At 41.9% G+C, this 12,308-nt stretch carries 11 protein-coding genes; 2 read left to right on the forward strand and 9 right to left on the reverse strand.

The window, feature by feature from the left end:
• Positions 1 to 65: 65 nt before the first annotated feature.
• From ACYVQ1_RS03325 to ACYVQ1_RS03350, 6 genes are all read right to left on the reverse strand, one after another.
• Positions 66 to 866: an energy-coupling factor ABC transporter ATP-binding protein gene (locus tag ACYVQ1_RS03325; RefSeq protein ID WP_002891034.1), complete on the reverse strand. Its 801-nt coding sequence runs from the start codon at positions 864 to 866 to the stop codon at positions 66 to 68.
• On the reverse strand, positions 853 to 1,689 hold the full coding sequence (locus tag ACYVQ1_RS03330) for an ABC transporter ATP-binding protein (protein ID WP_021144110.1): 837 nt from the start codon (positions 1,687 to 1,689) through the stop codon (positions 853 to 855). The genes ACYVQ1_RS03325 and ACYVQ1_RS03330 overlap by 14 nt, the downstream gene beginning before the upstream one ends.
• Positions 1,665 to 2,456, reverse strand: a complete 792-nt coding sequence (locus ACYVQ1_RS03335; protein WP_461249817.1) for an energy-coupling factor transporter transmembrane component T — start codon at positions 2,454 to 2,456, stop codon at positions 1,665 to 1,667. Before ACYVQ1_RS03335 ends, ACYVQ1_RS03330 begins: the two co-directional genes overlap by 25 nt.
• Entirely contained in the window at positions 2,456 to 3,058 is a 603-nt protein-coding gene (locus ACYVQ1_RS03340; RefSeq protein ID WP_064524371.1) for a hypothetical protein, read from the reverse strand. The genes ACYVQ1_RS03335 and ACYVQ1_RS03340 overlap by 1 nt, the downstream gene beginning before the upstream one ends.
• Before the next feature lie 317 nt (positions 3,059 to 3,375).
• Positions 3,376 to 4,176 carry a PhzF family phenazine biosynthesis protein gene (locus tag ACYVQ1_RS03345; protein ID WP_461249818.1) on the reverse strand — a complete coding sequence of 267 codons (801 nt, stop codon included), beginning with the start codon at positions 4,174 to 4,176 and terminating at the stop codon, positions 3,376 to 3,378.
• Between the two features lie 90 nt (positions 4,177 to 4,266).
• Entirely contained in the window at positions 4,267 to 4,812 is a 546-nt protein-coding gene (locus ACYVQ1_RS03350; protein WP_461249819.1) for a TetR/AcrR family transcriptional regulator, read from the reverse strand.
• 244 nt (positions 4,813 to 5,056) lie between these two features.
• On the opposite strand from ACYVQ1_RS03350, the gene ACYVQ1_RS03355 reads away from it, so the two are divergent.
• Both ACYVQ1_RS03355 and ACYVQ1_RS03360 read left to right on the forward strand, forming a co-directional pair.
• Entirely contained in the window at positions 5,057 to 5,758 is a 702-nt protein-coding gene (locus tag ACYVQ1_RS03355) for an ABC transporter ATP-binding protein (protein ID WP_461249820.1), read from the forward strand.
• A 12-nt stretch (positions 5,759 to 5,770) separates the two neighbouring features.
• Positions 5,771 to 8,434: an FtsX-like permease family protein gene (locus tag ACYVQ1_RS03360; RefSeq protein ID WP_461249821.1), complete on the forward strand. Its 2,664-nt coding sequence runs from the start codon at positions 5,771 to 5,773 to the stop codon at positions 8,432 to 8,434.
• Positions 8,435 to 8,714: 280 nt separating this feature from the next.
• Here ACYVQ1_RS03360 and ACYVQ1_RS03365 read toward each other — a convergent pair whose 3' ends face one another.
• Genes ACYVQ1_RS03365 through msrB form a run of 3 tightly spaced genes read right to left on the reverse strand, consistent with a single transcriptional unit; the run spans position 8,715 to position 12,302 of the window.
• Positions 8,715 to 10,427 (reverse strand): cache domain-containing sensor histidine kinase, encoded by a 1,713-nt coding sequence (locus tag ACYVQ1_RS03365; protein WP_461249822.1) that lies wholly within the window; start codon positions 10,425 to 10,427, stop codon positions 8,715 to 8,717.
• Entirely contained in the window at positions 10,424 to 11,158 is a 735-nt protein-coding gene (locus tag ACYVQ1_RS03370) for a response regulator transcription factor (RefSeq protein ID WP_129822354.1), read from the reverse strand. The genes ACYVQ1_RS03365 and ACYVQ1_RS03370 overlap by 4 nt, the downstream gene beginning before the upstream one ends.
• A 58-nt stretch (positions 11,159 to 11,216) precedes the next feature.
• Positions 11,217 to 12,302 (reverse strand): peptide-methionine (R)-S-oxide reductase MsrB, encoded by a 1,086-nt coding sequence (gene msrB / locus ACYVQ1_RS03375; RefSeq protein ID WP_461249823.1) that lies wholly within the window; start codon positions 12,300 to 12,302, stop codon positions 11,217 to 11,219.
• Between the last annotated feature and the right edge of the window lie 6 nt (positions 12,303 to 12,308).

Here is a 12,308-nt window from a genome sequence, read left to right on the forward strand (position 1 = left end):
CGTGAGTTCTTGCCAGAAGCTGAAGTTAATCCTTCAACCTGGAAAACCCGCAGAGGTGACTTTTTCTATACATCTCGATTTTTCTGGCAATAATCATTAACCGATAAATATGTCTGTGAATCACCCAGCGACTCCGCTATGTCCATAATCCGCGGTGGTAGTAATCCCACTCGCTGGACAAGTTCGTGATCGCTGAACAATTCCCGTGGACTGCCGGCGAAGCCAAACTTCCCGTGTTCCATAACATACACCGACTCAAACTCGGCGGCGACCCAATCCATGTCATGGGTGATGGTCACAACTTGGTGACCCGAATCAGCCAACTGATGGAAAATTGCGGTCAACTTGCGCCGGCTTTCCCAATCAAGCGACATCATCGGCTCATCAAATAAATAAATCGCCGGATCCACTGCCAAAACTGTGGCAACGCTCAACAGCTTGCGTTCCGACAATGACAGGTCATATGGACTTTCAGCTGCTTTATCATCCAAGCCAACTCTTTTTAGAGCCGCTAAAGCCCGCCTCGTAATCGTGTCGTGGTCATCCATGACCTGCGCGACACTCCACTCCACCTCTCGTTGAACGGTCGGGTTGAAAAGCTGATCGTCAGGATTCTGAAAAGTAATCCCAACCTTCAGTAACTTTTCGACTGGTTTAAGATCATTAAAATTTTCTCCATCGATCTTAATCACACCGGTTTGTGGTGTCAGCAAGCCCGTCAACAATTTGAAGAGCGTTGATTTACCGGCACCATTTTGGCCGACAATCGCCACCATCGGATCGGCGAAGTGTTTGTCTTCAACATCCAAGCTAAAGGACCGTTCCGGATAAGTGAACGTCAGGTGGTTCAGTTCAATTGTGGACATAACAAGCCTCCTTCAGATCAGCGCCATTCACCGGATACCGGCCATCAGCCAAGTGCCAATCCATTTTTTGAGCAAGTTGCTGGATTGTCGGGGCTGGAATCTGCCAGTCAGCTGCCAAATGATTAAACACCTCACCCGGCCTGCCCTGGGCTACCAATTGACCCTCGTGCAGCACCCACACAACGTCGGCGACTTCGCACAAATCGTCAATTTCACTAGTGACAATGAAGACAGTTGTCTCTTTGACTTGGGCCAGCCATTGGAAAAATTGCCGGCGGCCAAGGGGATCCATCTGACTGGTCGGATCATCCATAATCAAAACAGCAGGATTAGCCACAATCGCCGTGGCAATTGCCAACCGCTGGATCTGACCACCGGAAAGGCTCTCGGGACGCAAATTCAGCTGTTCAATCAGCCCCATTTGCGTGGCAACTTCTTCAACCCGTTTTTGAATCAGTCCTTCAGCCATTCCCTGATTAATCAAGTCAAAGGCGATTTCATCGGCAACCGTGTCTGCCAACCCGCTTAGTTGGCCAGCTGGATTTTGCAGTACAACTCCATTCATGGCATTATAAACGGGCCAATTGTCGGACACTCGCTGGCCAAACATGTGCCAGTCGCCCTCAATCTCAGCAGACACAATTTTGGGAATGACCCCTGCCAGCACACGGCACAAAGTCGATTTGCCGGAGTGGCTATTCCCGATAATCCCAACCACCTGGCCGGTATGAACCTCCGCGTTAATCTGACGCAGTTGTGGTTGCTCAGTACCCGGATAACGGGTGGTCAAATTTTCAATTACAATCCGTTTATTTTCTTCCATATCTTCCACCCAATCAATAAAATTGCCAATCCAGTCAGACCAATGTGCAGCGTCCGCGACAGGCGATACACGCGCTGGGAGGTTCTGACAATCCGGTTGGGATTATCAAAACCTCTCAGTTGGAGCGAAATCGACCGCGCCATCGATTGATCCAAGGTCTTAATCACCAATGGAATTAGAACCGGCAGGACTGACTTTAATTTCTGAATCAACGTTTTTTGCGGATTGGTTCCGCGAACTTTTTGTGCCTGCTGGATTTTCCGCATATTGCGCATCATTTCCGGCAAAATATAGCACACCGACATCAGAACGTAGACGGTTTTATAAGACAATCCGGACAGTTCCAAATAGGCCGCGTTTTCTGAAATACTCGTGGTCACTATAAAAAAGCCACTGGTCAAAATAATCACCAATACTCGACAACCCAGAGTGGTGGCGTAAATCAGGCCTTCTTTGTAGAACGACACCCCAAGCACAGAAAACAGCACAGTTTGATTCCGACTGTAAAATAACCCTTGGATGATCAGCATGGTGCAAATCAGAAACAGGCTGAATCCCAGCGCCTTAAAGATGGTAGAACTCAATTTGGAAAATAACAATAGCAATGTTGCGACAAGAATTAATCCGGCCTGAAGCAATAAATTCATACTGGCAAAGCTCAACAACGTCATGTCCAAGATGAACAAGAGCTTAGTAATCGGATCGATCACCTGGTACCACTTGAGCTTGACCCGTGGCGCTCCAGAAATCAATGTTTGATCAGTCATCATTTATCACCGCTAAAGAAGTGCACCATCCGCTTCGGCAGCTGACGATAGATGAAGAATGCCAGGTAGGCCACGCAGACTTTATCCAAAATATCCAAGACAAACTCATCGGTAAATGAGGCCAGCCACACTGGTGCATGATTGGCGACCATTACCGCAAACAATGAGTCACCCCAAGCGATACCGGTCTGACCACCCCAAAAGATGACGTTGAGTGGCGTTGAAATGACAGCTGAAACGATGGCAATAATAATAGCAGAAACAAATACTCGTCGCGCTGACGAGAACCACCCATTGGCGTGCAAAACTCCGACAGCAATCCCAATTCCGATGCTGGTAATCGCATACACGGTTGAAATTGGCGATAAGGTCAGCCCATAGATCACGTTGTTGATGAAACCACTGATGGCACCGGCAACCGGCCCAGCCAACATGCTGGCAAGAAAGGTTCCCAAAGATCCCAGCCAAACGGGCAACTTTAACCCCTCCGCCAAGGCTTTGGCAACATAGTTAATCCCCACGGCAGCGGGAATCAAAGTCATGGTGGAAGCACTTAACTTAAATTTCCACATACTGGTACGATGAATCGGTTCTGTTTTCATAATCTTCTCCTTTTGTTTTTAAAGAGCCGTGTCAGGAATGACTTTCGGACGCAACGCTCTATAGAATAGTTAATAGAACTATTTAGTCTTTTCACAATACCAACCGTAGTCGACATAGATTAATATAGTAAAATTACTATTTCTAAGTTCATACTCTATATCATACGCTTATTTTCAAAATTGTCAAGTCTTTTCTGAAAATTCTTCAAGAAATATGAGATAATTTAAAATGCCTAGCTCAGCTAGACATCTTTTGTTTGGATTATTAGTCTAATTGTTATTGATAATACTTCTACTCTTTTGTAGTGGATTGAAATTTAGTCCATAACATAAATTTCTCCACAGCTATAGAGGGCAGCTTTTCCCGCAAGATAAAGCCTATCGCCTTCTAGTCGACAAATAAGATGACCACTTCTCTTAGAGGCTTGATAAGCTCTAAATTCTACTTGTCCTAACTTATTAGCCCATAAAGGAATGACATGACAATGCCCTGACCCACAGACTGGATCTTCCTCAATAGATAATTTTGGAGCAAAACTTCTCGTAACGGTATCATAGTTTTTACCTTTAGCTGTGATATTTAGGAGTAAGCCATCTAATGCTTTTACTTTATCGAAATCTGGAGTCGCAGCAATAACATCATTTTCATGAGGGAGGATACAGACTAGATCTCTTCCAAGCCACGCTTCAAGCGGACGGACGCCGATTGCTTCTTCCATCTCACTTGTTACTGGAACTTTGTGCATCGAGTAAACTGGGAAATTCAGCTCATATAGCTCTCCTCTTTTGGTTACCAAAAGCTCCCCACTCTGAGTTGTAAAGGTTAGACTATCAACATCTACTTCTATAAATTGAAAGAGAATGAAGGCAGTTGCTAAAGTAGCATGACCACACAAATCGATTTCTCCACCGGGAGTAAACCAACGTAAATCGTAATAACCGTTCTTTTTTACCGTAAAAGCTGTCTCAGAGAGATTATTTTCTTTGGCAATATTCTGTAAGGTATTATCCGACAACCATTCGTCCAGAAGACAAACAGCAGCTGGGTTCCCTTTAAAAACGGTATCTGTAAAAGCATCAACGATAAATTGTGGGATGGTATATTGACTTATTGACATGAAGGGCTCCTTAAATTATTGTTCTTATTAAATCTGAGAGTTCAAGAGAATGCTTAATCATGTGATATATACTATTTGTTAATCCTATCCTTATTCACTAAACCACGCCATACTCGGTGAGTTCATTATTATTTTAGTCAGCTCTTGAGGACTTTCTTGTGCTCCTTTTATAATCCACTCAGTAATCACTCCAATAAGTCCTGAAACAAACATATTTATGGCATATTGTTCTGGCATGTTAAAAGTCTCAACGATGATGGGAACTGAAGACGGGGTGTCCTCTATAACTCCATTAATAAAGGAACGTACATTATCTGCGAAACTAAAATCATGCTTTTGAGCAATTTGTGAAAAAAGGGAAATATCTTCTGCAAAGTAAGTCAGTACCTCTTCCAGCGCCTTTTGAGGATTGCCTCTCTTTCTTTCAAGTATTTCAGTAATATCTTGCATGGTTTCTTCTTTTAGTTGTTGGAGAAAGTCTTCCTTGTCTATATAATGCAGGTAAAAAGTTGAACGATTAATACCTGCTTTTTTTGTCAATTGACTAACAGAAATATCATTAAGATTGTTTTTAGACAAGAGAAGAATAAAAGCTTGTCTTATATCATCTTTAGTAGTTGTTTTTCGTTGTTGCATAGGGTCTCCTTAAATAGACATGTTGTTGTTTCTATTATATTCTCAATAAAGACATTGTCAAGAGCTGTAGCTTATTACTACATTTTTTAACTTTTTGACGACTTAAGACATCTTAAATCTTATTTCAACATATTGTCTATTTTTGTTGTAGCATTTTGTTTTGAAATGATTTATAATAACCTCCGCATTAATTCAACAAGTTGTTGTTTTAACGCTTATTAACCTATAAAGGAGACAATGCGCAATGGCATATATTGAAATGAAACACAGTTACAAACGGTATAAAACTGGTGATGTGGAAATCATCGCAAACAATGATATTAACTTTGAGATTGAAAAAGGAGAGTTGGTTATCATACTAGGTTCCTCTGGCGCTGGGAAGTCAACCGTCCTTAACATTCTTGGTGGCATGGACACCAATGACGAAGGAAAAGTAATCATCGATGGTAAAGACATCTCCAATTATAACGCTAAACAACTAACAGCTTATCGCAGAGACGATGTTGGTTTTGTTTTTCAATTCTATAACTTAGTATCAAACTTAACAGCCAAAGAAAATGTTGAATTGGCCTCTGAAATCGTATCAGATGCCAAAGATGCTGAACAAACCCTATATGACGTTGGTCTTGGTAAACGCATCAACAACTTTCCTGCACAGTTATCTGGTGGGGAGCAACAACGGGTAGCCATCGCTCGTGCCGTAGCGAAAAATCCTAAGATTCTCCTCTGTGACGAACCGACAGGTGCCTTAGATTATAATACCGGAAAACAGGTCTTAAAGATTCTCCAAGACAAGGCTCGTAATGAAGGTGCTACAGTTATCATTGTCACTCATAATGGAGCTCTTGCACCAATCGCAGATCGTGTCATTCGTATGCATGATGCTCGTGTCCAAAGTATCGAACTCAATTCAAATCCTCAAGATATCGATACTCTCGAGTACTAGAAAGGATGCCTCATGAATCGTAAAACTTATTGGAAGGATGTCAGAAAGTCTTTCGCCAGTTCTAAAGGACGCGTGATTTCTATTGCTTCACTCATGGCTTTGGGGTCTTTCGCCCTTGTGGGTCTAAAGGTGACGACTCCTGATATGCAACACACTGCAACAAACTATTTCACCAAACACCAAACAGCTGACCTCACGCTTACTGGTAGCTATGGTCTTAACCAATCGGATCAAGACCTTATAAATCAAGTCTCATCAGATGCAAACATTGAGTACGGTTACTTTAAAGATGTAGTTCTGAAAAATTCCACTGATGCCTTTCGACTATTTTCAAAACCTAAAGACATCTCAACTTATGAGGTCGTAAAAGGAAAACTTCCAAACAAGCAAGGTGAGATTGCTCTTTCCTCAGTCTATCAAGACAAATATAAGATTGGTGACAAAATTGACTTTAGTGAAAAAAAGGCTGACAACGGTAAAGATGTCTTAAAAGAACACAGTTTTACCATCACTGGCTTTGTTCAGTCGTCTGAAATTTTATCAACTGTAGACCTTGGTTCATCTACAGCTGGTAGTGGGGAGCTCAAAGGTTATGCGGTTGTTCCTGAATCAAGTTTTGACTCTGATGTCTACATGATTGCACGATTAGCTTACAAAGATGTAAGTACTGCTAATCCCTATACACAGGATTACACTGACAAAATTTCCAAACACAAGGATGATCTTAAAAAATTAGTAAAAAATCAACCAGCTAAACGTTTGAAAGAATTAAAAGCTGATCCTCAAGCTGAAATTGACCAACAAACAAGTCAACTTCAGACAGCAGAGACTGAACTTAACCAAAAAGTGGAACAAACCAAAGCAAGTGGTCAAGATAAGAACCCTCTTATTCAGGAGCAATTGACACAAGCACAAAATGAAATAGCTGCTAAGAAGGAGCAACTAAAGGAAGCTCAGGAAAAAGTAGATAGCATTACCGAACCAAGTTATGATGTCTACACACGTCATGAAGCTCCTTGGTCACAAGGTTATGTTTCCTATGAGACTAACGCTTCTGTTTTTAAGAATCTAAGTAATATCTTTCCTGTTATTCTCTACTTTATTGCTGCCTTGGTAACCTTCGTAACGATGGGACGCTTCGTTGAAGAAGAACGCATTAAGGCTGGGACATTTAAAGCTCTTGGTTACCAAAATAAGGACATCATCCGTAAATTCCTCATTTATGGATTTGTAACCAGCATGATTGGTACTGCTATTGGTGTTGTTGCTGGGCATGTTCTTCTTCCTTCCATCATATACAGTGGCTTTAAGAATAGTATCCTAATCGCACCTATTGAACTACACTTCTATCCTTTTAAAACTGTTCTAGCCATTATTCTTGCTCTCTTGTCCGCTGTTCTTCCTGCCTTTATAGTGGCTAAGCGTGAATTAGGTCAAAAGCCAGCTCAACTTCTTCTTCCAAAACCTCCAACATCAGGTTCTAAGATTCTTCTTGAGCGCATCAGCCCTCTTTGGAAACGAATGAGCTTTACACAAAAAGTAACTGCCCGTAATATTTTCCGATACAAGCAACGGATGTTCATGACTATTTTCGGTGTTTGTGGTTCAATCGCTCTTCTTTTTGCTGGACTCGGTATTCGTTCTTCTATTGGAGATCTTAACACTCGCCAATTCCCTAACATCATTCGTTACGATATGATTGTAGCCAATAAGGATAATCTTAATGAGCAAGAAAAAGAGAACTTACAACAATTAATAAACAAAAACAACGTCAAGGAGCATCTTTCTATTCATTACGAAACACTATCAAAAGATGTAGGAAGTAATAATGATCGTCAAGATATCACAACACTTGTCATCAAAGACAAAGATAAAAACACACTTCAAAATTACATCAAACTTAATGATCGTAAAACTGGTCAGAAACTAGATTTGACAGACAAAGGTATTATTATCTCTGAGAAGTTGGCAGACCTAGCCGGTGTTTCTGTCGGTGATTATATAACCGTTCAAAATAGTCAGGACAAGGACATTAAACTCAAAGTTGCTGGTATTTCTGAGATGTACATGGGACACTTCATCTTTATGAATGAAACTACTTATAAGAATGCTTTCGGTGAAAAAGCTAACCAGAATGCTAATCTTCTTACACTGAAGAATCACTCAGATAAAAATGTTGAGAAAATAGCAAGTCAATTTATGAAGCTTGATGGTGTAAAAGGCGTTGTTCAAAATACAACTCAAAAAGCACAAATCAAGACTATTGTAAACTCACTTAGTCGTGTTATGGCAGTATTGATTGGTGTTTCTATCCTTCTTGCTTTTGTTGTTCTCTTCAATCTGACTAATATCAATGTGGCAGAGCGTATTCGCGAATTATCAACCATTAAGGTTCTAGGTTTCTTTAATAAAGAAGTGACGCTCTACATTTATCGAGAAACAATTTATCTTTCACTCATTGGTATCTTGGTTGGATTCGGAGTTGGATTGGGACTGCATCAATACATGGTAGATGTTATCCCTCCTGACAATACCATGTTCAATCCAAGTCTTGGCTGGCTCATCTACGCCGTTCCAACACTTGTAGTTATTGTCATTCTGACAGGTCTGGGTGTCTTTGTAAACCAACATCTTAAGATAGTCAATATGCTCGAAGCTCTGAAATCTGTTGAGTAACAAATAATATAACCTAATTTGTAGAACTGAAATGCTAGAATCGCTTCGTCGTTTTAGATAAAAAAATCTCAAGTTTATGACTTGAGATTTCAGATTGAAGATAAAGAGGCTGGGACAAAAGTCCTAGCCTCTCAATTGTCTTTGGAGTGTCGAGCAAGACGCAGTGGTTGAGTGGGCTCTACTACGCTAATTTCATCAGCTTTTACAGCCCTACTCAACTGTGCGGAGGTGGGACGACGAAATCGAATTCTAACGAATTACCGATTTCTGTTCCACTCTCCTATGAATGTTCATCACGTGATGTGAGGGGCAAATAAAGAGTGATTTTCGTATAGCTATTAGCCTTAGAATCAATCTCCATATGATAGCTAGTCCCAAACTGTAACCGCAAGCGTTGATCCACATTTTTCAAACCAACGCCTCCTAGTCGAAGAAGGGTTTGGTCTGTCGACTCAGACAAGGCAAAGCCTCGTCCATTATCGTAAATCGTCAGGACCACTTGTTCTTCTTTGATTTCCGAAGTGACTCGTATCATGCCCGGCCGATCCATCTCCTTGATGCCATGATAGATGGCATTCTCCACTAAGGGTTGTAGGACCAGCTTAGGAAGCTGATAATCTCCCAACATCTCCTCTTCTAAAATTTCATAATTCAACTTATCCCCATAGCGTTGTTTCTGAATGAAGAGATACTGGCTCACATGGTCTATTTCATCCTGAAGACTAATTTGTTCTTGTCCTTGATTGAGAGCAAGGCGGAAATATTTGGCTAGGGACTTAGTCAAGTCAACCACGCGCTGACCATCATTAAACTCAGCCATCCAGACAATGGTATCCAAGGTGTTATAGAGGAAATGTGGATTGATCTGGGCTGAAAGAGCTCGCAGTTCATAGCGTCGTGCATTTTGTTCCTCATCTTTAACCAATTGCATAAGGTTTTCAATTTGATCCAACATACGGTTGAAGGCTTGAGCAAGATCTACCAATTCAGGCGATCCCTTGGTGGTCGCCCGCAAGTGGGAATCACCAGCTCCTATTTTCAGAATGACAGCCTGCAAGTCTTGTAGAGGTTTAATCCACAAGCGCAGAATGAACCAGATTCCCAGCCAGCACATGATGAGGACGAAAGCCCCTAAACCTATAAAGGAATAAAGCATCTGTGACTGAAGCATCTGGAGACCTTCCAGAGAAGCCACTCCAATTAAGGTCCAATCACTCTCTGGTATAGCAATTTGGTAGACAAAGTTCTGCCCCTTTTGGGCATAGCCATCCTTGACAGCAATATAGGGTTGCATGGCCTGCATTTCCTGACTGGAAGAATAGACTGTCTTTTTAGGATGGTAGACAAATTCATGCTTCTGATTGACGATGAAACTAAAGCCTTTTTTGCCTAGTTGGAGATGATCCAGATAAGCCTCTAGACTCTGATAATCAATATCTAGGCGCAAAACTCCTAGATTTTGACCAGAAGCATCCACCACTTCCTGGGTGATAGAAATCACCCACTTGTCCTTCTCTGAAGACAAGGATTCCTTCCGGGCCGGCGTCAAGACTGGAATGGCCCTCTCCTTGATAGCTTCCTGATACCAGCTTTCGTTCATCATATCCGATGAGGTCTGCATGCTAATTTGAGAATCCGTAGCAACGAGGCGTCCATCCTTGGTCACCAAGACAGCCGAAACCAGATCTGGGTCTGTCTCAATAATGGTTCGCATCAGACTTTGAACGGATTCTGGGCTTACCTCCTTGTCTTGAGCAAACTGACGAATACTCTCTTCTTTGCTGAGGACCGAGGTGGTCTGCTTCAATTTTTTCAGATAGGAGTTGATAAACTGACTACTCTGGTCGATACTATTGCGGGTTGTCCGCTCCGTCAGTTGGCCAATGGTTGCTGAGCTAGTTTGATAGTATAGACTACCGACTAAACCCAAGAGCAAGAGAATGAAGACAAATACATAGACAATCAGCTGAATCAGCAAAGGGTATCGTTTCATTCATGCTCTCCTTTTTTGTATTGTCTTGGGGTTACACCGACTACTTGTTTAAAGCGTTGAGAAAAATAGTTCATATCCTCAAAGCCAACCTGATCTGCAATCTCATAAATCTTGAGATCGGTCGTCAAGAGTAAAAGTTTGGCCTTTTTCATCCGTTCTTGGATCAAGTATTCTTGAAAAGGGAGGCCCAATTTTTTCTTGATTAGGACGCTCAGATAAGAGGGACTAAAACCCAGTTGAGAAGCCAAGTCCTTGAGGGTCAATTGGGAATCCGATAAGCGGGAATGAATAGCCTCTTCCAACTCTGTCGAAGGCCTCTGATCCACCAAGGTTTCAACCTGGGCTTTCTTTCGTTCCTCGTCTAGCTTATTCTTGACTTTCCCCAGCATCTCTTCAATATCCGCTTTTGAAAAGGGCTTGAGGAGATAGTCATCTGCTCCGAGTCGAATGGCTTTCCGAGCAAACTCAAAATCATCATAGCCTGTTAGAAAGATGATATGGCAGGACGGAGCTTTCTCTCGGACCAGTTGGGCCAAATCTAAGCCATTCATCTGTGGCATATTGATATCCGTCAAGAGAAGATCAGCCGGTTGTGCTTGAAATTTTTCCCAAGCTATTCGCCCATTCTCCGCTTGGTCAATGACCTTCATCCCAAACTGTTCATAATTCACTAGAGAAGTAAGTCCCTGCCGAACCAGCTCTTCGTCTTCTACAATCATGATTGAATACATGTGTTTCACCTACTTCCCTTTATTATACTCATTATATCAAAGTAGGTCGCAAAAAGTCTCAGACATAGTCCAACAAATAGCCGTAGCCCTTTTCAGCCATCTCTGCTTTAGGAATGAATTTAATTGACAAACTATTGATGCAGTAGCGAAGACCACCTTTTTCCTTAGGTCCATCAGTAAAGACGTGGCCTAGATGGGAATTTCCTACTCGACTCCGAACCTCTGTCCGAGTCATATTGAAACTCTTATCTTCCTTGTAGGTTGCCACATCCGGACTAATGGGACGGCTAAAACTTGGCCAGCCACAACCAGAATCAAATTTATCCTTGGAGGAGAAGAGGGGCTCTCCTGTTACGACATCTACATAGATGCCCGCTTCAAACTTATCCCAATAGCGGTTAGAAAAAGCACGCTCTGTATCATTTTCTTGCGTCACTGCATATTCTTCGGGCGATAACTTCTTCTTGATCTCTTCATCGCTCGGCTTTGGATAGCGACTAGCGTCAATAACCGGATAAGAAGCTTGATTCACATCAATATGACAATAGCCATTCGGATGTTTCTGCAGATAATCCTGATGGTAGTCTTCTGCCTTGATATAATTAGCAAGTTCTTCTTTTTCTACAGCCAAAGGCTTATCATATTTCTTCGCCACTTCTTCAAATACTTGATTTATGGTTGGCAAATCTGCTTGATCGGTGTAATAAACTCCTGTCCGATATTGACTGCCCTGATCATTTCCTTGACGGTTTTTTGATGTTGGATCAATAATCCGGAAATAGTGTAGAAGCAGTTCTTTCAGAGAAACCTTCTTGACATTATAGGTGATGTGTACCGTTTCGGCATGCCCTGTTTGGTTGACCAGTTCATACTTGGTGGTATCCCCTTTACCATTAGCATAACCTGATTCGGCATCAATGACGCCTGGAACACGGGAAAAATACTCTTCCACACCCCAGAAGCAACCACCAGCTAGATAGATTTCTCGTTGGTCTTCTGGATTGACTTTTTCTTCCTTCTTTTTGATCTGCTCAGTCGTCGCATCTGATGTATCCAAGGCCATGGATCCTTTGATAAGGAAAAAGAGTCCAAAACAAAGCAGGCCCACTAAAAGAACGGAAATGAGTTTCCATTTTGTTTCCATTTTATG

This window comes from Streptococcus parasalivarius, assembly GCF_054785155.1.